The sequence below is a fragment of the Bradyrhizobium yuanmingense genome, from assembly GCF_900094575.1.
Taxonomy (GTDB): Bacteria; Pseudomonadota; Alphaproteobacteria; order Rhizobiales; family Xanthobacteraceae; genus Bradyrhizobium; species Bradyrhizobium yuanmingense.
The window spans coordinates 1-23,398 of record NZ_FMAE01000007.1; the positions used below are offsets into that span (position 1 = coordinate 1).

The 23,398-nt window shown below is 65.6% G+C and carries 26 protein-coding genes; 13 read left to right on the plus strand and 13 right to left on the minus strand.

Annotated elements, in window-relative coordinates; translation table 11 throughout:
* From GA0061099_RS24610 to GA0061099_RS24630, 5 genes are all read left to right on the plus strand, one after another.
* The coding region (locus GA0061099_RS24610; RefSeq protein ID WP_141697666.1) for a response regulator at positions 1–1,109 on the plus strand (1,109 nt) is incomplete at its 5' end.
* Between the two features lie 32 nt (positions 1,110–1,141).
* Positions 1,142–1,612, plus strand: a complete 471-nt coding sequence (locus GA0061099_RS24615) for a chemotaxis protein CheW (RefSeq protein ID WP_074448087.1) — start codon at positions 1,142–1,144, stop codon at positions 1,610–1,612.
* A gap of 74 nt (positions 1,613–1,686) precedes the next feature.
* A complete protein-coding gene (locus tag GA0061099_RS24620; protein ID WP_007600538.1) occupies positions 1,687–2,052 on the plus strand; it encodes a response regulator in 366 nt (121 codons plus the stop codon).
* 75 nt (positions 2,053–2,127) lie between these two features.
* Positions 2,128–3,315 (plus strand): protein-glutamate methylesterase/protein-glutamine glutaminase, encoded by a 1,188-nt coding sequence (locus GA0061099_RS24625; RefSeq protein WP_036026822.1) that lies wholly within the window; start codon positions 2,128–2,130, stop codon positions 3,313–3,315.
* Positions 3,312–4,184 (plus strand): CheR family methyltransferase, encoded by an 873-nt coding sequence (locus GA0061099_RS24630; protein WP_036026821.1) that lies wholly within the window; start codon positions 3,312–3,314, stop codon positions 4,182–4,184. The genes GA0061099_RS24625 and GA0061099_RS24630 overlap by 4 nt, the downstream gene beginning before the upstream one ends.
* A gap of 157 nt (positions 4,185–4,341) precedes the next feature.
* Here GA0061099_RS24630 and GA0061099_RS24635 read toward each other — a convergent pair whose 3' ends face one another.
* The 4 genes from GA0061099_RS24635 to ctrA form a co-directional block, all read right to left on the minus strand.
* Complete coding sequence (locus GA0061099_RS24635; RefSeq protein ID WP_036026820.1) at positions 4,342–5,502, minus strand: glutathionylspermidine synthase family protein; 1,161 nt, start codon at positions 5,500–5,502, stop codon at positions 4,342–4,344.
* A 3-nt stretch (positions 5,503–5,505) separates the two neighbouring features.
* Entirely contained in the window at positions 5,506–5,886 is a 381-nt protein-coding gene (locus GA0061099_RS24640) for a hypothetical protein (protein ID WP_074448088.1), read from the minus strand.
* A 1-nt stretch (position 5,887) separates the two neighbouring features.
* Positions 5,888–6,292 carry a DUF350 domain-containing protein gene (locus GA0061099_RS24645; protein ID WP_036011880.1) on the minus strand — a complete coding sequence of 135 codons (405 nt, stop codon included), beginning with the start codon at positions 6,290–6,292 and terminating at the stop codon, positions 5,888–5,890.
* A gap of 163 nt (positions 6,293–6,455) precedes the next feature.
* Positions 6,456–7,157, minus strand: coding sequence for a response regulator transcription factor CtrA (ctrA, locus tag GA0061099_RS24650; RefSeq protein ID WP_016848562.1), 702 nt, complete (start codon positions 7,155–7,157; stop codon positions 6,456–6,458).
* A 448-nt stretch (positions 7,158–7,605) separates the two neighbouring features.
* Here ctrA and fliI point away from each other — a divergent pair, with 448 nt between their 5' ends.
* From fliI to GA0061099_RS24680, 6 genes are all read left to right on the plus strand, one after another.
* Positions 7,606–8,931 (plus strand): flagellar protein export ATPase FliI, encoded by a 1,326-nt coding sequence (gene fliI, locus GA0061099_RS24655; protein WP_036011877.1) that lies wholly within the window; start codon positions 7,606–7,608, stop codon positions 8,929–8,931.
* A 121-nt stretch (positions 8,932–9,052) separates the two neighbouring features.
* The gene (gene fliJ, locus GA0061099_RS24660) at positions 9,053–9,472 is read left to right on the plus strand and encodes a flagellar export protein FliJ (RefSeq protein ID WP_025032035.1); all 420 of its coding nucleotides are present in this window, start codon (positions 9,053–9,055) and stop codon (positions 9,470–9,472) included.
* Between the two features lie 176 nt (positions 9,473–9,648).
* The gene (locus GA0061099_RS24665; protein ID WP_036026817.1) at positions 9,649–10,194 is read left to right on the plus strand and encodes a sigma-70 family RNA polymerase sigma factor; all 546 of its coding nucleotides are present in this window, start codon (positions 9,649–9,651) and stop codon (positions 10,192–10,194) included.
* A gap of 37 nt (positions 10,195–10,231) precedes the next feature.
* Positions 10,232–11,293 carry an anti-sigma factor gene (locus GA0061099_RS24670; RefSeq protein WP_036026816.1) on the plus strand — a complete coding sequence of 354 codons (1,062 nt, stop codon included), beginning with the start codon at positions 10,232–10,234 and terminating at the stop codon, positions 11,291–11,293.
* Positions 11,294–11,444: 151 nt separating this feature from the next.
* The gene (locus GA0061099_RS24675) at positions 11,445–12,404 is read left to right on the plus strand and encodes a helix-turn-helix transcriptional regulator (RefSeq protein ID WP_036026814.1); all 960 of its coding nucleotides are present in this window, start codon (positions 11,445–11,447) and stop codon (positions 12,402–12,404) included.
* Between the two features lie 116 nt (positions 12,405–12,520).
* A complete protein-coding gene (locus GA0061099_RS24680) occupies positions 12,521–13,741 on the plus strand; it encodes an NAD(P)/FAD-dependent oxidoreductase (protein ID WP_074448089.1) in 1,221 nt (406 codons plus the stop codon).
* A 250-nt stretch (positions 13,742–13,991) separates the two neighbouring features.
* Here GA0061099_RS24680 and GA0061099_RS24685 read toward each other — a convergent pair whose 3' ends face one another.
* From GA0061099_RS24685 to GA0061099_RS24720, 8 genes are all read right to left on the minus strand, one after another.
* Positions 13,992–14,192: a hypothetical protein gene (locus GA0061099_RS24685; protein ID WP_036011854.1), complete on the minus strand. Its 201-nt coding sequence runs from the start codon at positions 14,190–14,192 to the stop codon at positions 13,992–13,994.
* 294 nt (positions 14,193–14,486) lie between these two features.
* Positions 14,487–16,628, minus strand: coding sequence for a flagellar biosynthesis protein FlhA (gene flhA, locus GA0061099_RS24690; protein WP_036026806.1), 2,142 nt, complete (start codon positions 16,626–16,628; stop codon positions 14,487–14,489).
* 353 nt (positions 16,629–16,981) lie between these two features.
* Positions 16,982–17,284 (minus strand): copper-binding protein, encoded by a 303-nt coding sequence (locus GA0061099_RS24695; protein WP_036026805.1) that lies wholly within the window; start codon positions 17,282–17,284, stop codon positions 16,982–16,984.
* 17 nt (positions 17,285–17,301) lie between these two features.
* Positions 17,302–17,757 (minus strand): cupredoxin domain-containing protein, encoded by a 456-nt coding sequence (locus GA0061099_RS24700; RefSeq protein ID WP_036026804.1) that lies wholly within the window; start codon positions 17,755–17,757, stop codon positions 17,302–17,304.
* A 32-nt stretch (positions 17,758–17,789) separates the two neighbouring features.
* The gene (locus GA0061099_RS24705; protein WP_036026811.1) at positions 17,790–19,124 is read right to left on the minus strand and encodes a multicopper oxidase family protein; all 1,335 of its coding nucleotides are present in this window, start codon (positions 19,122–19,124) and stop codon (positions 17,790–17,792) included.
* Between the two features lie 13 nt (positions 19,125–19,137).
* Complete coding sequence (locus GA0061099_RS24710; protein ID WP_036026803.1) at positions 19,138–20,565, minus strand: TolC family protein; 1,428 nt, start codon at positions 20,563–20,565, stop codon at positions 19,138–19,140.
* Between the two features lie 9 nt (positions 20,566–20,574).
* On the minus strand, positions 20,575–20,850 hold the full coding sequence (locus GA0061099_RS24715) for a hypothetical protein (protein WP_036026801.1): 276 nt from the start codon (positions 20,848–20,850) through the stop codon (positions 20,575–20,577).
* Between the two features lie 75 nt (positions 20,851–20,925).
* Complete coding sequence (locus GA0061099_RS24720; protein WP_225156479.1) at positions 20,926–21,348, minus strand: hypothetical protein; 423 nt, start codon at positions 21,346–21,348, stop codon at positions 20,926–20,928.
* Between GA0061099_RS24720 and GA0061099_RS41335 the strand changes: the two genes are divergently transcribed.
* Positions 21,323–21,568, plus strand: coding sequence for a hypothetical protein (locus GA0061099_RS41335; protein ID WP_162130852.1), 246 nt, complete (start codon positions 21,323–21,325; stop codon positions 21,566–21,568). The two genes, GA0061099_RS24720 and GA0061099_RS41335, sit on opposite strands and share 26 nt — an antisense overlap.
* The gene (locus GA0061099_RS24725; protein WP_036026810.1) at positions 21,522–22,787 is read left to right on the plus strand and encodes an MFS transporter; all 1,266 of its coding nucleotides are present in this window, start codon (positions 21,522–21,524) and stop codon (positions 22,785–22,787) included. The genes GA0061099_RS41335 and GA0061099_RS24725 overlap by 47 nt, the downstream gene beginning before the upstream one ends.
* Here the strand turns inward: GA0061099_RS24725 and GA0061099_RS24730 are convergent.
* Positions 22,784–23,191 (minus strand): DUF4864 domain-containing protein, encoded by a 408-nt coding sequence (locus tag GA0061099_RS24730; protein ID WP_036026798.1) that lies wholly within the window; start codon positions 23,189–23,191, stop codon positions 22,784–22,786. The genes GA0061099_RS24725 and GA0061099_RS24730 overlap by 4 nt on opposite strands.
* Positions 23,192–23,398: the final 207 nt, after the last annotated feature.

Here is a 23,398-nt window from a genome sequence, read left to right on the forward strand (position 1 = left end):
CCTCCGATCCCGAGAACGGCTTCATCGTGGTGACGCAAGTCGGCAGCCAGACCTTTGGCATCGTCGTCGATGGCGTGTTCCACACCGAAGAAATCGTGGTCAAGCCGATGTCGACAAAACTGCGTCACATCGACATGTTCTCCGGCAACACCATTCTGGGCGATGGCGCGGTCATCATGATCATCGATCCCAACGGCATCGCCAAGGCGCTCGGCGCCGCCGGCTCCTCGGCCCATGACATGGGTGACGAAGCGGCCGGCCATCACATCGGAAGTGGCGAGCAGACCACCTCGCTCTTGGTGTTCCGCGCCGGCTCGTCGCAGCCCAAGGCGGTTCCGCTCGGCCTCGTCACGCGCCTGGAAGAGCTGCCCGCCGACAAGATCGAGTTCTCGAACGGCCGCTACATGGTGCAGTACCGCGAGCAGCTGATGCCGCTGGTGGCCATGGAAGGCGTCACCATTGCGAGCCAGGGCGCCCAGCCGATCCTGGTGTTCGCCGACGACGGCCGCTCCATGGGCCTCGTCGTCGACGAGATCATCGACATCGTCGAGGAACGGCTCAACATCGAGGTCGGCGGCTCCTCCTCCGGCATTCTCGGCTCGGCCGTGATCAAGGGCCAGGCCACCGAGGTGATCGACGTCGGCCACTTCCTGCCGATGGCGTTCGCCGACTGGTTCACCCGCAAGGAGATGAAGCCGTCGCTGCATTCGCAGTCGGTGCTGCTGGTCGACGACTCGGCCTTCTTCCGCAACATGCTGGCGCCGGTGCTGAAGGCCGCCGGCTACCGCGTCCGCACCGCGCCGACCGCGCAGGAGGGCCTCGCGGCACTGCGCGCCCAAAGCTTCGACGTGATCCTGACCGACATCGAGATGCCCGACATGAACGGGTTCGAGTTCGCGGAAGTCGTCCGCTCCGACAACAACCTCGCTGCGACGCCGATCATCGGCCTGTCGGCGCTGGTGTCGCCGGCGGCGATCGAGCGCGGCCGTCAGGCCGGCTTCCACGATTACGTCGCCAAGTTCGACCGTCCCGGCCTGATCGCGGCGCTGAAGGAGCAGACCGCGGGCGCCGCCGGCGCCTCCGAGCTGAGCCGGGCGGCCGCGGCTTAAACCTTGAGCGGCATGGACCAGGAGACACTGAAATGAGCAAGAAGACCCAGTCCAGCGAAGGCGCCATGGTCGAATACGTCACCGCGATGATCGGCGGCCAGCTGTTCGGCCTGCCGATCTCCCGCGTCCAGGACGTGTTCATGCCCGAGCGCGTCACCCGCGTGCCGCTGGCCTCGCGTGAGATCGCGGGCGTGTTGAACCTGCGCGGCCGCATCGTCACCGTGGTCGACATGCGCTCGCGCCTCGGCCTGCCCAAGGACGAGGACGGCAAGACCGCGATGGCGGTCGGCGTCGACCTACGCGGCGAATCCTATGGCCTCCTGATCGACCAGATCGGCGAGGTGCTGCGCCTGCCCGAGGACGGCAAGGAAGAAAACCCCGTCAACCTCGACCCCCGCATGGCCAAGCTCGCCGGCGGCGTCCACCGCCTCGACGGCCAGCTCATGGTCGTCCTCGACGTCGACCGCGTCCTCGAGCTCGCGCCCGAGATGATGGCGGCCTGATACGGCGGCATTGCCGCCGAGGGACTTGCGATTGGAAGTGCCCCCGCAAAGGGGGGAAGGAAGCAGAGGTTCACATGCGAACTTGTCTCGTCGTTGATGATTCCAGCGTCATCCGAAAGGTTGCGCGCCGGATCCTGGAGGGGCTCGACTTCCAAATCCTCGAAGCCGAGGACGGTGAGAAGGCGCTGGAGGCCTGCAAGCGCGGCCTGCCGGACGCGGTGCTGCTCGACTGGAACATGCCGGTCATGGATGGCTACGAGTTCCTCGGCCATCTCAGGCGCATGCCCGGCGGCGACCAGCCCAAGGTGGTGTTCTGCACCACCGAGAACGACGTCGCGCATATCGCGCGCGCTCTGCACGCCGGCGCCAACGAATACATCATGAAGCCGTTCGACAAGGACATCGTGACGGCGAAATTTCAGGAAGTCGGCCTGATCTGAGCGATCGCCCGGAGGCTGAACGGATCCTTCGGCGCTTGTTTTCAACTGAACCGTTTCAGTCTGAGTTGGTGTGTAATGAGTGTTGCGTTCGCAGGTAATTCGACCACGGGCACGTCGCGCGAAACCGGGCCGCTGCGGGTGATGATCGTCGACGACTCGGTCGTCATCCGCGGTCTGATCTCGCGCTGGATTGGTGCCGAGCACGACATGGAGGTCGCGGCCTCGCTGCGCACCGGGCTCGAGGCGGTCAACCAGCTCGACCGCATCAATCCCGATGTTGCCGTGCTCGACATCGAAATGCCCGAGCTCGATGGCCTCTCGGCGCTGCCGCAACTGCTCGCCAAGAAGCGCGATCTCGTCATCATCATGGCTTCCACCCTGACCCGCCGCAACGCGGAGATCAGCTTCAAGGCGTTGTCGCTCGGCGCAGCCGACTACATTCCCAAGCCGGAATCGACGCGTGAGGCGTCGGCCGCGGACATTTTCCATCACGACCTGATCCAGAAGATCCGCCATCTCGGCGCGCGGCTGCGTCGCAAGTCTGCGGTTGCGAGTCCGCCGCTGGCGCCGGCGAGCCCGGCTCCCGTCGCGCGCAGTCCTGTCGCGCGGCCTGCCGCGCCTGCGCCCGCTCCGGCCTCCTCGTCAGGCTCGGTGTCAACGCGTCCGTTCTCGACCCAGGCGCCCAAGGTGCTGTTGATCGGCTCCTCGACCGGCGGTCCTCAGGCGCTGATGTCGCTCGTCACCGAGCTCGGCGCCGTGATCGATCGCTTCCCGGTGCTGATCACCCAGCACATGCCGCCGACCTTCACCACCATCCTGGCCGAGCATCTGGCGCGCTCGAGCCGCCGGCCGGCGGCCGAGGCGGTCGACGGCGAGCCGGTCAAGCCGGGACGGATCTACCTCGCACCGGGCGGCAAGCACATGCGCGTCACGCGCAGCGGCGCCGATCCTGTGATCGCGCTCGACGACGGCCCCGCCGTCAATTTCTGCAAGCCTGCGGTCGATCCGCTCTTCACCTCCGCCATCGACGTCTGGCACGGCAACATCCTCTCGGTGATCCTGACCGGCATGGGCTCGGACGGCATGCGCGGCGGCAAGGACATCGTCGCGGCCGGCGGCAGCGTGATTGCGCAGGACGAAGCCTCCAGCGTGGTCTGGGGCATGCCCGGCGCGGCGGCCAATGCCGGCATCTGCGCGGCGATCCTGCCGCTCAACCAGATCGGCGCCAAGGTCAACCGCCTGTTCGCTGGAGACCGCTCGTGACGCCCGCAGATTACGACTATCTGCGCAAGTTCCTGAAAGAGCGCTCCGGTCTCGATCTCTCCGCCGACAAGCAATATCTGGTCGAGAGCCGGCTGCTGCCGCTCGCCCGCAAGGCAAGCGTTCCCGGCATCCCCGACCTCGTCCTGAAGATCAGGAACGGCGACGGCCGGCTTGCGACCGACGTGGTCGAAGCGATGACCACCAACGAGACGTTCTTCTACCGCGACAAGATTCCGTTCGATCACCTGCGCGACACCATCCTGCCGGGCCTGATCCAGGCGCGCGCGGCGCGCAAGTCGCTTCGCATCTGGTCGGCGGCCGCCTCGACCGGGCAGGAGCCCTATTCGATCGCGATGTGCGTGAAGGAGATGGGCGCGGCGCTCGCGGGGTGGCGCATCGAGATCGTCGCCACCGATCTGTCGCAGGAGGTGCTGGAGAAATCCAAGGCGGGCCTCTACAGCCAGTTCGAGGTGCAGCGCGGCCTGCCGATCCAGCATCTGGTGAAATACTTCACGCAAACCGGCGAGCTCTGGCAGCTCAACGCCGACATTCGCGCCATGGTGCAGTTCCGCCAGCTCAATCTGCTGCAGGACTTCTCCCATCTCGGCACGTTCGACGTGATCTTCTGCCGCAACGTGCTGATCTATTTCGACCAGGACACCAAGGCGGTGATTTTCGAGCGTCTGGCGAAGGCGATGGAGGCCGACGGCACGTTGCTGCTCGGGGCGGCCGAATCCGTCGTCGGCATCACGGACGCGTTCCGCCCCATCGCCGATCGCCGCGGGCTCTATCAGCTCAACCCCGCGCGCTCCGGCCGTCCGATGGGCGGATTGATGCCGCAGCCGCTGAAGGTCGCCGCGGCGAGATGAGTTCTCTTTGTCATTCCGGGGCCGCGCATAAGCGCGGAGCCCGGAATCCATAACCACAGGCCATCGAAATAGGCAGGCGGTTAGACCAGGGCCATTTCATCCGACTGTGGTTATGGATTCCGGGCTCGCGACTTTGTCGCGCCCCGGAATGACAAAATCACAAAATCGCATGCGGTAAGAACCGCGAGCGGTTGCCCGTGATCGGGCTCTCGTCCTCGCGGATCGATATCCCGCAGGGCTCGTGGTTCACCAGCCAGCTTCCGATCACCGGATAGCAGCCCGAAAAGTTCGGCAGCGGTGACAAGGCCTGACGTACGAAACCTTCGGCGCCGTACGGCCCCGTCTGCTCGTCGAGCGGCATGCCGCCGGAGACCAGCGTGACATTGGCGCCTTCGCGCGACAGCAGCGGCTTGCGCACATAGGACGTGCCGAGCTCGGCGGCGCGCGGATCGTCCTCGAAGAAGGCCGGCAGCAGATTGGGATGGTTCGGAAACATCTCCCAGAGCAGCGGCAAGATGCCCTTGTTGGAGAGCACCGCCTTCCACGGCGGCTCGATCCAGCGCGTTGGCGCATCCTTCAGCTTTGCGCCGAAGGCGTCCTGGAACATCCATTCCCAGGGATAGAGCTTGAAGGCGAGCGCGATGTCGTTCTCGCCGAGATCGACGAAGCCGCCGGCCTCGTCGCGCCAGCCGACCTGCTCGATGTCGAGCAGCGTCGTCGAGAGTCCGGCCTGGCGCGCGGTGTCTTCGAGATAAGCGAGCGTGCCGGCGTCCTCTTCGTTGCCGGTGATCCCTGTGAGATGGACGTGACGGCTCCCAGCGATCTCCTTCCATGCCGCGATCAGCCGCTCGTGGATGGAGTTGAATTGGTCGGCACGCGAGGGGATGACGCGGCGTTCGATCGCCTGTTCGAGCCAGGTCCATTGGAACACCGCGGCCTCGAAGATCGAGGTCGGCGTGTCCGCGTTGTATTCGAGCAGCTTTGCCGGCGACTTGCCGTCGAACCTCAGATCGAGCCGGCCGTAGAGGCTGCGGTCGTCGCGCTTCCAGCTCTCGACGATCAGGCCCCAGAACGCTTCCGGAATCTTCAGCCGTCGCAAGGAACGCTCGTCGCCGATGACGCGGCCGGCGAGTTCCAGGCACATCGCGTCGATCTCGCCGGTCGGCGCCTCGATGCCTCGCTCGATCTCCTCCAGCGTAAAGCCATAATAGGCGCGCTCGTCCCAATAGCGCTCGCCGTCGATGGTGTGGAAGACGAAGCCGCATCGTGCGGCGGTCTCCCGCCAGTCGTCGCGCTCGAGGCAGGTGATGCGCTGCATGGATCAGCCGCCGCCCGAGAAGCCGTGGCCGAACGAGCCGAAGCCGCCGCGGCTCACGCTGCTATGGCTGACATTGGACGACGTTCCCGACGAGGAATGGCTGGAGGAATCGCCGCTGAACAAGCTCGATCGCGACGACCAGCGCGAACTGCTGCCGCCCGACGAACTGCTGCTGCTCGTGCAGGTCGTGGTCGTCTGCCCCGGCACGGCGCCGGGCGTGGGCTCGCAGTTCTGCCGCGGCATCAAGGTATAGGCCGTGGTGCCGACGGCGATCGTGCCCATCACCAGCAGCGCGACGTGGCCGGAGCGCTTCACCGGCGGTCGCGGCGGCTCGGCGACTGGCCGGCGCTTGCCGAACTCCTTCTTGGCGGGTTTGTCGGCCATGTCAGTAGATCATGCTGGCGGCGTTCAGCAGGCCCGCGGCGAGCGAGGACAGGCCGAGCCAGATCGCCGGGGCAAGCTCGCCGTCATCGATGCGCCTCGACAAGTCCGGCACCGGAACCTTGACGAGATAGAACACGATGACCTGCACGATCAGCGCGATCGTCGCCCAGATCAGGCAGTCCAGCACGTTGGCCGAATGCGCGATGGCGCTGACCAGCGGCGCCACGAAGCCGAGCAGGCTGAGCCCAAGCGCGATCGCCGCGGCCGGCTGGTTGTCGCGAATGAGCTGGAATTCGTTATGCGCCGTGATGCGGGTGTAGACGAACAGATAGGCCACGATCACGATCAGCCCGGTGCAGAAATAGACCAGGAAGGCGGGCAGGCCGGCGAGTGATTGCAGGATCATCGTTTCCCCATCGTGCAGCGACCATTCGTCGGCAGGGGAAGGCTAGGGGTTCAAACGTTAAGCTTCCAATGAAGCGTCCCCCCAAAACGAAAACCCCGCCATTTGCGGCGGGGTCCAGGCTGGGAGGAGCGAGCCTGACTGGGCTCGCGACGTAACCCAGGGATCAGGCGGGGATGCGCTCGTCGGCCTCGTGCGGCTCGCGCAGCACGTAGCCGCGGCCCCAGACGGTCTCGATGAAGTTGCGGCCCTCGGAGGCGTTGGCGAGCTTCTTGCGGAGCTTGCAAATGAAGACGTCGATGATCTTCAGTTCGGGCTCGTCCATGCCGCCATAGAGGTGGTTGAGGAACATTTCCTTGGTGAGGGTCGTGCCTTTGCGGAGCGAGAGCAGCTCCAGCATCTGATATTCCTTGCCGGTCAGATGCACGCGCTGACCGCCGACTTCCACCGTCTTGGTGTCGAGGTTGACGACGAGGTCGCCGGTCTGGATGACCGACTGGGCATGGCCCTTGGAGCGGCGCACGATGGCGTGGATGCGGGCCACCAGCTCGTCCTTGTGGAAGGGCTTGGTCATGTAGTCGTCGGCGCCGACGCCGAGACCCTTGACCTTGTCCTCGATGCCGGCGAGGCCGGAGAGGATCAGAATCGGTGTCTTGATCTTGGAGACCCGGAGCTGCTTGAGCACATCGTAGCCGGACATGTCGGGCAGGTTGAGGTCGAGGAGAATAATGTCGTAATCGTATAGTTTACCGAGATCGACGCCTTCTTCCCCCAAATCGGTCGTGTAGACGTTGAAGCTCTCCGACTTCAGCATCAGCTCGATCGACTGCGCGACGGCGCTGTCATCTTCAATCAGCAAAACGCGCATGCCAGTTCCCCATAGTCGCCGCTCCTGGGCGTCAGGTCGGCCGCATTCGCGGCACTCAACAAAACGCCTTTGAACAACTGATTCGGATCCTGACAACAGATGGTTAACAAAGTCTGATTCTGGAACGCAAGTCCCCCCGGTGCAATTTTTGTCGAATCGCCCTAAGGTCTTGCGTACGAAGCAGCTTTCGTTACCCGATTCCGTTCAAGCTCCACTTTAAGAGACGGGCCTAACCGACTCCCGCGACTCAGCCTTCTTCTGAAGGGGAGGCACGCTCAGTCTCAAAGACAGTGACGCAATGATTAATGATGCGGGTAAACACGAAGTTAAGCGCCGTTCAGAAATATGGCGAAACTTAAGGTTTTCACCGTGATGTCCCGGGATCACCGAAGGCGACCATCTCATGAGGACCCTCATATGAAGGTGCGCTGCTGATGAAGGCCCCCCGATGAAGGCGCTGGCCGAACAGATCGGCGACATCGACGGCATCAACATCTATGGCCGCGTGGTCGGCGTTCGCGGTCTGATGGTCGAGGTGGCCGGCCCTATCCACGCGATGTCGGTCGGCGCGCGGCTGGTGATCGAGACCGGCGCCAACCGCACCATTCCGTGCGAGGTGATCGGCTTCTCCGGCAACAATGCCGTGGTGATGCCGTTCGCCGGCCTCGAGGGCGTGCGCCGCGGCTGCAAGGCGGTCATCGCCAATGCCGCCAACCAGGTGAGGCCGTCCGCGGCCTGGCTGGGACGCGTCGTCAATGCGCTGGGCGAGCCGATCGACGGCAAGGGGCCGCTGCCGCAGGGCTCTTCGCCGATGCCGTTCCGCAATACGCCGCCGCCCGCCCATTCGCGCAAGCGCGTCGGCAGCCCGCTCGACCTCGGCGTGCGCGCCATGAACACCTTCCTCACCTGCTGCCGCGGTCAGCGCATGGGCATCTTCGCAGGCTCCGGCGTCGGCAAGTCGGTGCTGCTGTCGATGCTGGCGCGCAACGTCGATGCCGATGTCAGTGTCATCGGGCTGATCGGCGAACGCGGCCGCGAGGTGCAGGAATTCCTGCAGGACGATCTCGGCGAGGAGGGCCTTGCGCGCTCAGTCGTGGTGGTCGCGACCTCCGACGAGCCGGCCCTGATGCGCCGCCAGGCGGCCTACCTCACGCTCGCGGTCGCCGAATATTTTCGCGACGAGGACAAGGACGTGCTCTGCCTGATGGACTCGGTGACGCGCTTTGCGATGGCCCAGCGCGAGATCGGCCTGTCTGCCGGCGAGCCGCCGACGGCCAAGGGTTACACGCCGACCGTCTTCACCGAGTTGCCGAAGCTGCTGGAGCGTGCCGGGCCGGGATTGGGCGAGGGCGCCATCACCGCGATCTTCACGGTGCTGGTCGACGGCGACGACCATAACGAGCCGATCGCCGATGCCGTCCGCGGCATCCTCGACGGCCACATCGTGATGCAGCGCTCGATCGCCGAGCGCGGCCGCTATCCCGCGATCAACATTCTCAAATCCGTCTCGCGCACGATGCCGAAATCGGCCGATCCGCAGTTCTGGCCGGTGATCCAGCGGGCGCGCCAGGTGATGGCGACCTATGCCGACATGGAGGAATTGATCCGTCTCGGCGCCTACCGCGCCGGCTCCAGTCCCGAGGTCGACGAGGCCATCCGCCTCAACGAGCCGCTGGAAGCCTTCCTGCGCCAGCGCAAGGACGAAAAGGCATCGCTCGCGGAGGGCTATCGCCAATTGGCGCAAATCCTCGGCAATTTGGAAACGGAACGCTAACTTTGTCCGGTCATCATCCGATCCCACAGAGTAGCAGAGCCGGTCTGGGCCCCCTTCGGGCCCGTGGGGTGACCGGTATCGTCCCACGTGCAGCGGGGGGACTTCTGGGGAGTACGAGTCGATGAAGTCACGAGATACCCTCATCCGCCTGAAGAAGTTTCAGGTCGACGAGAAGCGCCGCCGGGTCACCCAGATCGAGACCATGATCGCCGACTTCCAGCGCATGTCGGTCGATCTCGAACGCGAGATCCAGACCGAGCAGGAGCGCGCCGGGATCAACGATCCCTCGCACTTCGCCTACCCGACCTACGCCAAAGCCGCGATCCAGCGCCGCGAGAACCTGACCCGTTCGGCCGACGAGCTCAAGGGCCAGCTCGAGGAAGCCAAGGCCGCACTGGCCGAGGCCTTCGAGGAACTGAAAAAGGTCGAGCTGCTCGACGAGCGCGACCAGGCCCGCGAGCGTGCCGAGGAGAACGCCCGCGAGCAGGCTGACCTCGACAGCATCGGCCTGATGCGTGCCCGTATCGGCGCCGTCGCCTGAGCCGCTAGCACCAGATCATCTAGGAATTCCAGAACCCGGACCCGCAAGGTCCGGGTTTTCGCATGTGCTGTCCACAGTGTGGCGCCGCGCCCCTTGGTGGTCGGCTTGGCTGCGCGCTATGGTGGTGCGGTGCCGGGGTCTGCGCCGAACGCGACGGCCGCGTGTTGGGGGGCTGAATGCTGACGCCAGCGGAGCTGGTCGGGTTGATTGAGGCGGTGGCGAAGGGCGATCAGGCCGCGTTCGAGCGCCTCTACGCCGCCACGCGCGCGAAACTCTACGGCGTCGTGCTCCGTATCTTGCGCAGGCAGGATCTCGCGGAGGAGGTCATTCAGGAGACTTACGTCAAGATCTGGAACAGCGCCGGCCAGTTCAATCCGGCCCTGTCCTCGCCGATCACGTGGATGGCCTCGATCGCCCGCAACCGCGCCATCGACATCGTCCGCAAGAAGTCGGAAGCCTCCATCGAGGAAGAGCCTCAGGCGATGGAAGTCGCGGCCGAAAGTCCCGATCCGCTGGCCCGCCGCGAGATGACCGAGGAGCTGAAGCGGCTCCTGGAATGCATCGGCCGGCTCGAGCCGGACCGTCAGAGGCTCGTGCTGCTCGCCTATTACAACGGCTGGAGCCGCGAGCAATTGGCGGAGAAGTTTTCAGCGCCGGTCAACACGGTGAAGACGTGGCTGCGGCGCAGCATGCTGGATATCCGGGAGTGCCTCGGACTGTGATCGCTTGGATGATGAGGGTGGTTCTGGACTGCAATTGATGGCCTACACGGAGGACCATATCGCGCTCGCCGCGGAATATGCGCTCGGGACGCTCGGCGCCGACGAGCGCGCGCAGGTCGAGACCATGATGGCGGTGGACCCGGCGTTCGCCGAGATCGTGCAGGCCTGGGCCTATCGGCTCGGCGTGCTCAACCAGATGGTCGGCTCGGTCGAGCCGCGTCCGATCGTGTGGGAGAACATCAGGGCGGAGATCGCGCGCACGACCGCCGCGCAGGAGCCGCCTGCGCCTGCCGAAGCTTCGCCGCCACCACAGCCGCCTTTGCCCGAGACGCCCTCGCTGGCAGCTGCGGAATCTCCGCCCGAGAGCTCGCAGTCGGCTGAGGTGCAGCAGCCCGAAGCCGCGGCGCCTGAGGCGCCGCGTCCCGAGTTTGATGCTGTTCCGGAGATCGCGCCGCAATTCATCCCGCAAGTCCATGCGCCGGATGCCAACGTCGTCCGTGCGCCCCAAGCGCCGGTGGTCGACGACAGCAATGTGATTCGTCTCGAGAGCCGGGTGAAGCGCTGGCGCACCATCGCTTCCGCCATTGGCGCGCTCGCGGCCGCGCTGCTCGTAACGCTGTCGCTGCAGATCTTGCTGCCCGACGCGCTGCCGGGCGCTTTGCGTCCCCCGCCGCGCATCCAGACGGTCGAGGTGAAGACGCCGGCCGCGCCGCTCGCCGCCTCCGCGCAATATGTCGCGCTGCTGCAGGGCCAGGGCGGTGGCCCCGCCTTCATCCTCACCATCGACGGCGCGACGCGGAATTTCACGGTGCGGAAGGTCGGCGCGACGCCGGAGCCCGGCAAGAGCTTCGAGCTCTGGCTGATCTCGGACAAGCTGCCGCGCCCGCGCTCGCTCGGCGTGATCGGCGCCGGCGATTTCACCGCGCGTCCACTGCTCGCCTCCTACGATGCCGAGGTCGTCAATAGCGCGACCTTCGCCGTCACCATCGAGCAGGCGGGCGGCTCGCCGAACGGCCAGCCGACCTCCGCCCCGGTCTTTTCCGGCAAGCTGATCGAGACCGTGCCGCCGGCCCAACCGCAGGCGCCCGCGCAAAAATAGGTGCCACGGCGACTGTCGCCACGGTCCATCCCGCTGTCGCAGCCCGACAAGTGCCCCCGAATCCGCCCTCGATTTGAACCTCGCCTCGGTCCACGGCGTCAAATTCCCGGAATTTGAACGCGATTGATGCCGGAAAGGGCGAGAAAATCAGATGGATGCAGCGAGAACGCCGGGCATCTTCCTTCACCAATATGCAGGCCTGCCGCACGGTCCGGCCTTCGAGCATTGGCGCGAGCGGGCCGTCGGTCGCTGCGGCCTCGATATCGGGCCGAGCCGTGGCGACAGCATCGATTGCCGGCTGCAGATCAGCGTCGTCGACAACATCACCCTTGCCATTCCGGAAGGTGCCTCGGCGCAATATTCCCGCACACAGAGCCACCTTGCCGACGGCAGCGACGATCTCGTGCTGATATCGGCCCATGCGGGGCTCGTCCGCGTCGGGCAGAACGGCCACACCGTCGAGCTCGCGCCCGCCCAGATGGTGCTGGTCGACATGAGCGTGACCGGCACCGTCGGCCACACCGAGGCAGACCGCTTCACCACCGTTCGCATGCCGCGCCGCGCGCTGCTCGACATCAATCCGCGCGCCGAGGACAAGCTCTCGCAGGTGCTCGTCGACGGCGCAGTCGCCGAGACCATCTTCCGCTACCACGCGCTCGCCGCCAATCACGCGCCGCATCTCGATGCGGTCGGCCAGCGCCTGACCGCGCAGCACATGGTCGATCTCGTCGGTCTCCTGCTCGGCACCGATGCCGAGCACGCAAGCCGCGCCCGCGGCCGCGGGCAGGCGGCGGCGCGCCTCGATCTCATGCGCGCCGACGTGATGGCCGCACTCGGCCGCAACGATCTCTGCCTCGCCGAAGTTGCGACGCGCTCGGGCTTGAGCCCGCGCCAGGCCCAGCGCCTGTTCGAGCAGGCCGGCACGACCTTCACCGAATTCGTGCTGGAGCAACGCCTGCTCCATGCGCGCAAGCTGCTCGGCGATCCCCGCGCCAGGATGCGCAAGATCAGTGACATCGCGCATTCCTCCGGCTTCTCCGATCTGTCCTATTTCAACCGCGCCTTCCGCAAGCGTTTTGGCGCGACGCCGTCGGAATTGCGCGAGGCATAAATCGCGATTTTGTGCAGCGGCGCGGACGCCGCCGCATTTGGTCGCCGCCTGTTGTTGCGCTAGTCTGTCTCCGCGGGCAGGCCGCAGGTTTCCTCGGGAAAGTGCAGTAGGCGGAGATGGCGCGTATCGTCGTGCTCGGCGCCGGGTTTGCGGGGTTGTGGGCGGCCATCGGCGCCGCGCGCAAGCGCGAGGAGATCGGCGCGAGCGATCGCGACATCGAAATCCGTCTCGTCGACCGCAATCCCTATCACAATATCCGCGTGCGCAATTACGAGGCCGATCTCGCCGAGGTCGCGCTTCCGCTTCCGCAATTGCTCGATCCGATCGGCGTCAGCCACGGCCTTGGCGAGGTCGAGGCCGTCGATCCGGCCCGGCGCGAAATCTCGCTCGTCACCAGCGCCGGCGCGGAGACGCTGCACTACGACCGCCTGGTGCTGGCGCTCGGCAGCGCGGTGATGCGCCCCGATATTCCCGGCCTGGCCGCACACGCCTTCGACGTCGACACCTATGCCGCGGCGCTCCGCCTTGAAGATCATCTAGTTTCGCTCGGACGCAGCGCGCCGTCTCCGGGCCATTCAACGGTGGTCGTGGTCGGCGCCGGCTTCACCGGCATCGAAGTCGCAGCTGAGATGCCGGACCGGTTGGCGCGCGCAGGGATCACCGGCAGCCGCCGCATCATCCTGGTCGATCCCAATCCGAGCGTCGGCGCCAGCATCGGCGCGAACGCGCGCCCGGTGATCGAGACGGCCCTGGCTTCGCTCGACATCGAGACGCGGCTCGGCGTGCGTGTCGCCGCGATCGAGGCCGCGGGCATGCGCCTGAGTTCGGGCGAATTCATTCCGGCACGGACGGTGATCTGGTGCGCGGGCATGCGGGCAAGCCCTTTGGCGGCGACCTTTCCGGGCGGGCGCGATTCGCTCGGGCGCCTGCTCGTCGATCCCTTCATGCGTGTGGCCGATGTCGGCGGCGTGTTCGCGGCCGGCGATGTTGCGTCGAGCGTGATCGACGGGCTGCATCCGACCGTGATGTCCTGCCAGTTCGCCCGTCCCATGGGCCGCTTCGCCGGCCACAACGTGGTCGCCGATCTCGTCGGCCTGCCCATGCTGCCGCTGCGGATCGACTGGTACGTGACCGTGCTCGACCTCGGCGGCTGGGGCGCGCTCTATACCGAAGGATGGAATCGCGAGGTCCGTGCCACCGGCGCGGCCGCGAAGTCGACCAAACAGACCATCAACCGCAAGCGCATCTATCCGCCGCTCTCGGGACGCAAGGACGAGCTGTTCGCTGCCGCCGCCCCGACCGTGCAGGCGCCGCCGCCGACGTATGGGGGAAGGTAGTTGGCAGGCAGGGCCGTGCCGCTTGCTCCGTCATTGCGAGCGCAGCGAAGCAATCCAGAGTCTTTCCGCGGAGGCAGTCTGGATTGCTTCGCTGCGCTCGCAATGACGAGATACCAGAAATGGGAAAGCGCCCGTGGGGGGCGGGCGCTTTCTGTAGTCGACTTGGGGTTGGGGTCGTCTACATATCCACGTGGCGACTTTGGGGGGCTGGTAAAGAGCCGCGTGAATTCACAAAACTCGTCAGATCTCCTTAGCGAACGAGGGACGCGTTCGAACTGGTGACAACGACCGGCTTGCCGGCCTTGATGACGCGGGCGGTCTGGGTCAGGCCTTCATCCGAACCCGAGCGTGCCGTAATGCCGAGGCCAGCCACCGCGATCCCTGCGACGAGGGCGACGACCACGATTTTCAAATGGGTCGCGCGATCTGCGCTGTAGATCGAGTGGTTCATGGAAGCCTCCTGCCGCCATCTACCCGAAGTAGTCGCCGGCCATTTGAGGCAGGTTCATGCTTCCGGTGCCCATCAACCTAGTATCGGGGGGATTCGTTCCCAAGGGGCCATCACAAGGGCGTGATATGACGTGATAGATCGCGATCAAAGGCGGCCCTTGATCGTTCTTTTACATAATTATTTCAAAGATGTAATGAGCCTAGTGCCGGGTTTTTGAGGCCTTGGTCGACAAGGCGCCAGGAACTCAAAAACCATTTGCCTGTGGCTGAAAAACACACGGCTTCTTAAGGCAAATCAGATGCTTCCGACGGTTTTCAGCCTCGCCCTGGGGTGGATTTCGGCCTGCGACAGCACGGTGGTCTGGGCCCGGAACCGTTCCACCAGGGAGCGCACGAAGGGCCGAATGGAAGCGGAGGTGACCAGCACCGGCGCCTCGCCTTCGCGGGCGGCGCGCTCGAAGGCCTCGCGCACGGCAGTCATGAATTCCGAGAGTTTCGAGGGCTGCATGGCAAGGCTCCGCTCCTCGCCCTGGCCGATGATGGATTCGGCAAAAGCCTGCTCCCATTTCGCCGACAGTGCGATCAGCGGCAGATAGCCGGCGTAGGAGGTGTTCTGCGCGCAAATCTGCCGCGCTAGGCGGGCGCGGACGTGCTCGACCATGGTCGCGGGGTTGCGCGAGAAGGCGAGCGAATCCGCAATGCCTTCGAGGATGGTGGAGAGGTCGCGGATCGAGATGCGCTCGGCGAGCAGCAGCTGCAGCACGCGCTGGATGCCGGAGACCGTGACCTGGCCCGGGACGATGTCCTTGACCAGCTCGCTCTGCTCCTTCGGCAGCTCCTTGAGCAGCTTCTGCACCTCGCCGTAGGACAACAGGTCCGACATGTTGGCCTTGAGCAGCTCGGTGAGATGGGTCGAGAGCACGGTCGCGGCGTCGACGACGGTGTAGCCCTTGAGCGAGGCCTCTTCCTTGAGGCTGGCATCGACCCAGGTTGCGGGCAGGCCGAAGGTCGGCTCGGTGGTGTGGATGCCGGGCACCTGCACCTGGCTGCCGCCGGGATCCATGACCATGAACTGGTTCGGCCAGATCTTGCCGGTGCCGGCGTCGACCTCCTTGATCTTGATGATGTAGGTGTTGGCCTCGAGCTGGACGTTGTCGAGGATGCGCACCGCCGGCATCACGAAGCCCATCTCGATCGCGAGCGAGCGGCGCAGCGCCTTGATCTGCTCGGTGAGGCGGTCGGTGCCGTCGGGGCCGTTGACCAGCGGCAGCAGGGCGTAGCCGAGCTCGATCTTGAGGTCGTCGATCTTGAGCGCGGCCGAGATCGGCTCTTCCGTCGCGGCAGCGCCCGGCGCACCCGGCGTTCCCGGAGCGGGCGCGGCGTGAACGGCGGCTTCGGCCTTGGCCGCCACGCGGTTGCGGTTGCGGGCGTTCCAGGCCAGCGCGCCGGCGCCGGCGCCGAGCGCGAGGAAGGGCAGGGTCGGAATGCCCGGCAGCGCCGCCAGCACCAGCATCACCGCCGAGGACATCGCCAGCGCCTGCGGATAGCCGGAGAACTGCTTCATGAGCGCCTTGTCGGCGGCGCCGGAGACGCCGGCCTTGGAGACGAGCAGGCCGGCCGCGGTCGAGACGATCAGCGCCGGTACCTGAGTAACAAGGCCGTCACCGACGGTCAGCAGCGTGTAGGTGCGCCCCGCGTCGGCGAAGGACATGCCCTGCTGCGCGACGCCGATGATGATGCCGCCGACGACGTTGATGAACACGACCAGGAGGCCGGCGATGGCGTCGCCCCGGACGAACTTGGAGGCGCCGTCCATGGCGCCGAAGAAGCCGCTCTCGTCCTCGAGCTCCTTGCGCCGCTCCTTGGCGACCTTCTCGTCGATCAGGCCGGCGCCGAGGTCGGCGTCGATCGCCATCTGCTTGCCGGGCATGGCGTCGAGGTGGAAGCGGGCGGCGACTTCGGCGATGCGGCCCGAGCCCTTGGTGATGACGACGAAATTGACGACGATCAGGATGGCGAAGACGATGATGCCGATGACGAAATTGCCGCCCATCACGAAGTTGCCGAAGGCCTCGATGACGTGACCGGCGGCGGCCGTGCCCTCGTGCCCGTGCGACAGGATCAGCCGGGTCGAGGCCATGTTGAGCGAGAGCCGCAGCATGGTCGAGATCAGGAGGACGGTCGGGAAGGCCGAGAATTCCAGCGGCGCCTGGATGAACAGCGACGTCATCAGGATCAGGATCGAGAGCGTGATCGAGATCGCCAGGAACACGTCCAGCACGATCGCGGGCAGCGGCAGGATCAGCACCACCAGGATGGTGAGAACGCCGAGCGCCAGCGCGATGTCGCCGCGCTTGAGGACGGTGACGATGTCGTTGAGGGAAGGGATCGAGGGCCTTGCGCTGCCTACGCCCTGTCCTGCGGTGACGTCGACCATGGTAGCTGCCTCCCCGCGCGACTGCCGTCCGCGCGCCCCAAACGTCTGCGCGGCAGCCGACGGGCCGCCGTTCCGAAAGTGAGGCACCGCACTGGCGTCCACGGGAGCTCCCGTTCTAAACGCGGCCGACGACACTCGACTTCACCCGGCAATTCTTGCCGGGTGTATGGTTAGCAAAGGGTTAACGGAGGGGTGGGAGGAGCTCAGACCGGGATGTTTCGGGGGCGGGTTGTCATTCCGGGGCGATGCGGAGCATCGAGCCCGGAATCCATCGGGCCGCAGGTATGGTGGTGAAATGGATTCCGGGCTCGCGCCAAGAGGGCGCCCCGGAATGACGGGCAGGCGAGGCTGCCCTACTTCGCCTTCTGCATCTTGGTCACCGTGTAGCCCGACGACCCTTCCTCGGCCTCGAAGGTGATCTTGTCGCCGACCTTCACCTGCTTGAGCATGGCGGGATCCTTGACCCGATAGACCATGGTCATGGGGTCCTCCATGCCGAGGCTCTTCGCCGGTCCGTGCTTGAGCGTGATCTTGCCGGCGCCTTCGTCGATCTTCTTCACCTCGCCGCTGATCGCCGCGCCTTCGGCGGCGAGGGTTGCAGTCGCAAGGCCGACGGTCAGCGCCAGCGCCGAAGCGATACGGATAATGCGGTTCATGTGGATCTCCTTTCGCGTTACTTCACGGTGACCTGGCCGACCATGCCGTACTCGCGATGGTCGGGAATGAGGCACGAATATTCGAAGGTGCCGCGTTTGCTGAACTTCCAGAGGATCTCGGTCGTCTTCTTTGGGGCAAGCCGCGCCGCATTCGGCTCGTCGTGCTCCATGTGCGGATGCTTCTTCATCTGATCCGCATGCGCGAGGTTCTCCTTGGTCGTGGCCAGCAGGAATTCGTGGTCCTCCTTGCCGACATTGCGCAGCACGAAGCGGATCTGCTCGCCGCGCTTGACCTCGATTTTCGCGGGCGTGTAGTCCATCTCGTTCATCAGGATTTCGATAGTGCGCGCGGGCTTCCTGGGATCGCCGGGCTCGCCGGCCGAATAGTTTCCGTGCCCGTGCTTGTCGTGAGCGAAGGCCGGCGCGGCCGAAAGTGCAGCCAGCGCGAGGGCGAGCTTGAGCGTGATCTTCATCGTAGTCTCCGGTTGGTGGTTCATCGAAACGCTCACATCTTGTGCTTCATCGGCGGACTGCCGGATTTCTGCCGCGCCGGCTCGGGGGCGGGTGCGGCGACTTCGTAGGCGACGGTGCCTGGCGGGAATTTGTACGGACCGGGATCGCGGTAATCGTCGCGTGCGAGGTCTTCGCGGATCTTCATCACGGTGAACATGCCGCCCATTTCGATCGGCCCGAACTGGCCGGTGCCCGTCATCATCGGCAGCGTGTTGTCGGGCGCGGGCATCTCCATGTTGCCCATCGCCATGCCGGTCGAGCCCATGGCCATGCCGTCCGGCGCCAGCTTGCCGACGGCCTTGGCGAGATCCTTGCGCGACACGCCGATCAGGTTGCGCACGTCGTGTCCCATCGAATTCATGGTGTGGTGCGACTTGTGGCAATGGAACGCCCAGTCGCCGGGATTGTCGGCGAGCACGTCAAACACCCTGATGGCGCCGACCGGAACGTCGGTGGTCGTCTCCGGGATCTGCGCGCTTTCCTGAATCCAGCCGCCATCGGTGCAGGTCACCGCGAAGCTGTGGCCATGCAAATGAATCGGATGGTTGGTCATGCTGAGATTGCCGATGCGCACGCGCACCTTGTCGCCGAGCCTGACCGGCAGCGGATCGATTCCGGGAAAGACCCGCGCGTTCCAGGTCCACATGTTGAAGTCCGTCATCTCGTTGACGTGCGGCAGATAGGTGCCGGGGTCGACGCGATAGGTGCTCATCACGAACACGAAGTCGCGGTCGACGGCGCGGAAACTCGGGTCGCGCGGGTGCACGATGAACATGCCCATCATGCCCATCGCCATCTGCACCATCTCGTCGGAATGCGGGTGGTACATGAAGGTTCCGCTCTTCTTCATCTCGAATTCGTAGACGAAGGTCTTGCCCGGTTCGATGTGCGGCTGGTTCAATCCGCCGACGCCGTCCATGCCGCTCGGGATGATCATGCCGTGCCAGTGCACCGTGGTGTATTCGGGTAAGCGGTTGGTGACGAAGATGCGCACCTTGTCGCCCTCGACGGCCTCGATGGTCGGGCCCGGCGATTGCCCGTTGTAGCCCCACAAATTCACCTTCATTCCTTCCGCGAACTCGCGCACCACCGGCTCGGCGACGAGATGGAATTCCTTCCAGTCGCCGTTCATGCGGAACGGCAGCGACCAGCCGTTCAGCGTGACCACGGGTCGATAATCCGGGCCGCTGCTCGGATGCAGCGGCGGCTGCATCACCACCTTGTCCATGGTGGGTGCTTCCGGAATCGACGCGGCCTGGACGCGGCCTTGAATAGCGGATGCGCCGACAAGCGCGGCGGTGCCTAAAAATCCTCGGCGGGAAAACATCTTGGCCTCCGTCTCAGTGGCCGCCGCCTTCGGCAGGAGCTGCCGCGGCAACGGTGGTTGGATTGTCGCCAACGGCGGCGGGCAGACCGCCGCCGTTGACAGCGGTCTGCAGATCGGCCTGGGCGAGGAAGAATCTCTGCCTGGCGTCGATCGCGCCGCGCAGCGCCGCGAGGCGCTGCCGCGCTTCGGTGAGCAGCGCGAAGATGTCGACCTGCATGCTGGAGAAGCGCAGCTGCATCTCCTCGGTGATGATCTTGCGCAACGGGATGATCTCGCGCTGGTAATGGCCGGCGATGTCGTAGGTGGAGCGGTAGACGCGATAGGCGTCGCGCGCCTCGGACCGCACATTGACGGCCCGCTCGGTCAGGCGGTTGAAGGCGAGGTTGTAGGTCTCGGCGGCTTGGCGCACGCGCACCTCGCCGCCGTCGAAAATCGGAATCTGGAACTGCAGGTCGAAGCCGCGCTCGCGGAACGGCGGCCCTTCCGGATCCTGGGTGCGACGGGAGATGCCGGCGAGATCGAGCAGCGTCACGAAGCGCGTCGCCTCGGTGAGGTTCAGCGCCTTCGCCAGCGCGGCCAGCTCCAGCCGCGCGATCTGCAGGTCGATCCGATGCGCCACCGCGTCGGCTTCGATCGTGGGGAGCGCCAGCGGCCGGCGCGGCAGCGGCGGCAGTTGATCGGGCAGGCGGAAGTCGAGACCGTCGTCCCAGAGCCCCATCAGGCGCGCCAGCCTTTCGCGCGCGCTTCCCGCCATCTGCCGCGCGGTGGCGAGGTCTGCGGTGGTCTCGGCATAGAACACCTGCTCGCGCGCTTGGTCGAGCTTGTTGAGCGAGCCGGTCTCGCCGAGCTTGAGCGCGAGCTGTGCGGTCGATTCCGCCGTCGCCTTTGCGTCGGTCAGCAGCCCCACCATCTCGTTGGCGGCAACCGCACGGACATAGGCGCGGCGAACGTCCGAGGCGAGCCGCAGCGTCGCCAGCGCGGCGCGCAGCTGCGCACCGCGGAAGCGTTCGCGGGCGATCTCGGAACGGAACGGCAGGGTGGCGAGCGCGAGGATATCGCCGACCACCTGACGCTCGATCTCGCTGGCGCCATTGCCCGTGATGCGAGAGACCGCGAACACCGGATTGGCCGGCAGGCTCTGCTCGACCAGCTCGGTCTCCGCCAGCGCCAGCTCGTTGTAGGCGGCCTGCAGTCCCTTGTTGTTGAGCAGCGCGATCTGCACGGCGGCGTCGACGCTGAGCGTGCGCGAGAGCAGCTGGCGGACACGGGCGTCGACCGCGGCGGCGCCTTCGGCCGAGCGCACGAAGGCGACGTCCTTGTTGATGGTCCGGCTCGTCAGATCCGAGACGTCGGTCATGCCGCCGTCGGGCGAGAACGCGGCGCAGCCGGACATGCTGAGCGCGGCGATGACGAGCAGGCCTCGCGCAAGGTGGGGTGTCATGGCGCGCTCCTACCGCTCTTGCTTCGGCTGCGGCGTCACCGCCTCGTTGCGGCCACGCCATGGTGCCGGCGTCGCAGGCCGCAGGCTGGTATAGGGCGCGATGGTCGAGCGATAGCCGATTGGGGCCACCTTCGCCGCGGGATCGGCGGGATCCGCGCTGGCCATGTGCGTTGTTGCCGGCATGCAGCCGGACAGGGCACCCAAGGCCAGCAGCAGCCAAATGAAACGTGAGTGTCGATCACCCACCGCAGATGCGGCAGATTTCGCCCCGGAAAGCGCAACCATGTCTTAATTCCTGATCTGGAGACCACAGGTTCGCGCGCGCAAAGCGCGCATCGAAACCGACGCCGTCATGTCAGATCAGGCGATGGGGGGACGGTAGTGCTGGGGCGGCGCCGCGCTGTGCAGGCTGGGCACGATCTCGGGCGCACAGGTCGACATCGGCCGGAGCGGCGTGGCGAGGCTGGGCAGATCGGCCGGCAGCGCGCTGACGCACATCATCGCACAGCAGGGGCCCACAGTTCGCTTGCCGTCGTGATGATTCGGAGCAGGTGCGTCCTTCGCAGCGGTCTGCGAAGGCGTTCCCGCGTGCTCGTGCGGAACATCGCCAGGGTTCGCAGCCATATCATGGCTCGCAGCCATATGGTGATGCGCCGGAACGAGGTCAGCCAGGGCATCGTCGCCGAGGCAGGGCGCAGCACTGCCCCAGGCGAGGCTTGCGGCCGGCGCGAGCACGCAGAACAGATAGGCGAGGGCGATGATCCGCCCCACCCTGATCCGCATCGATCGCGTCAATCGCATCAACATTCCGCCGATAGGCTCCTCGCGCGGCAATGTTGCACACGCTTGTTGCAAACTAATGGCAAAAGACGCATTCGCCAAGAGCTTATTACCGCAGCGCACCGCGCATGCCCAATATCGCAGCAAGATGGTTGACCATGCGGCGGTCCGCGAACATGGTCCTGCCCGTGCACGCGCCAAATCATCCAGGGCAAACACCTGACGCCTTCACCCCTGACTCCCGTCAGGCCTGGGTGCGGCTCGTCATTGCCCTCGTGATCGGCTCGATCGGCGCCGTCGGCATGTGGGCAGTCGTGGTCGTGATTCCGATCGTGCAGGCCGAGTTCGCTGCCACGCGCGGCGCGGTGTCGCTGGCTTTCACCCTCATGATGTTCGGCTTCGGGCTCGGCGGCGTGATCGCCGGCAAGATCACCGACCGGTTCGGCATCGTTCCGGCGATGGCGATCAGCATCGCCTTTCTCGGCGTCGCCAATGTGCTCGCGGGCCTGTCCGGCCAGCTGTGGCAGTTCGTGGCGGCTTATTTCTTCATCGGGCTCGGCACCTCCGCGACCTTCGCGCCGCTGATGGCCGAAGCTTCGCACTGGTTCGAGCGCTATCGCGGTCTTGCCGTGACCATCGTCGCCAGCGGCAATTATGTCGCCGGCGCGATGTGGCCGCCGATCGTGAGCTGGGGCACGCAGGAGATCGGGTGGCGCTACACCCATATCGGCATCGGCATCGTCTGCGCCGGCCTGATGACGGTGCTGGTGCTGATCCTGCGCGCGCAGATGGGGCGCGACACGGTCCACGATCATGCCAACGCGCCGCCGCCGCGGGTCGATCTCAGGCTGTCGACGAATACGCTGACCGTGCTGCTCTCGATCGCCAGCATCTCCTGCTGCGTGGCGATGGCGATGCCGCAGGTGCACATCGTCGCCTATTGCGGCGATCTCGGTTATGGCGTCGCGCGCGGCGCCGAGATGCTGTCCTTGATGATGGGCTGCGGCATCGTCAGCCGGATCGGCTCGGGCTACCTCGCCGACAAGATCGGCGGCATCTACACGCTGCTGGTGGGATCGTTGGCGCAGGGCTTTGCGCTGGTGTTCTATCTGTTTTTCGACAGCCTGACCTCGCTTTATCTGATCTCCGCGATGTTCGGCCTGTTCCAGGGCGGCATCGTGCCGAGCTACGCCATCATCGTGCGCGAGGCGATGCCGGCGAGCGAGGCCGCGACCCGCGTCGGTATCGTGATCTTTGCGTCCGTGTTCGGCATGTCCTTCGGCGGCTGGGTGTCCGGCGTCATCTTCGATGCCACCGGCTCGTACGCGGCGGCATTTGCCAACGGCGTGGCATGGAACGCGCTGAACATCGGCATCGTCGTGCTGCTCTTGATCCGCGCGCGGACGGGCTCGGTCAAGACCGGCCCGGGCTTTGCCACCTAAACGGCCTGTCCCGCCTTCAGCAGCGAGCAGCCGGTGATCTTGTAGCTGCCGTCGCCCTGCTGCTCGAGCGTGTAGAGCGCCTCCCAGGCCTCGCCATTGGCATCGACGATATGAACGCGCTGGGCGATCCAGCCGCCATCGCTCTTGCTCTCGCCAAATTCGAAACTCTTGTGGCGATAGACCGGCGCGTAGCCGTTCTGCACCATGGACATGAAGATGTCGGGTGCGGGAAAGATCTCCTTGATCGCCGGCGCCGCATAGGAATAGGCCGCCGTCGCATCGTCGCGAACGAAGGCCTGCTCCTGGGCGCGGATGACGCTCTGGGCCGCCGCGACATCGCCGGCAAACGCCGAAACGTGATGACAGGCAACAATGAGAGCGACCAGCAAGGCTGCGATGCGCATGACAGGCTCCGCGTTGAGTATCCCGGCGGAGGCGATGCTAGCACATCTGCGGCGCCAGGGCGTGCACTCAGAAATCACGCGCTGGGTTTGAACGCTCCAGATGCCGACTCATCCGGGACAGCGGCGCAACAGCAGGCAGCTGCGACATGTTCTCCTAAGGCAGGAACGGCTCCGCGATGGCCGAGTTAAGCCGGCAAAACCACCTTA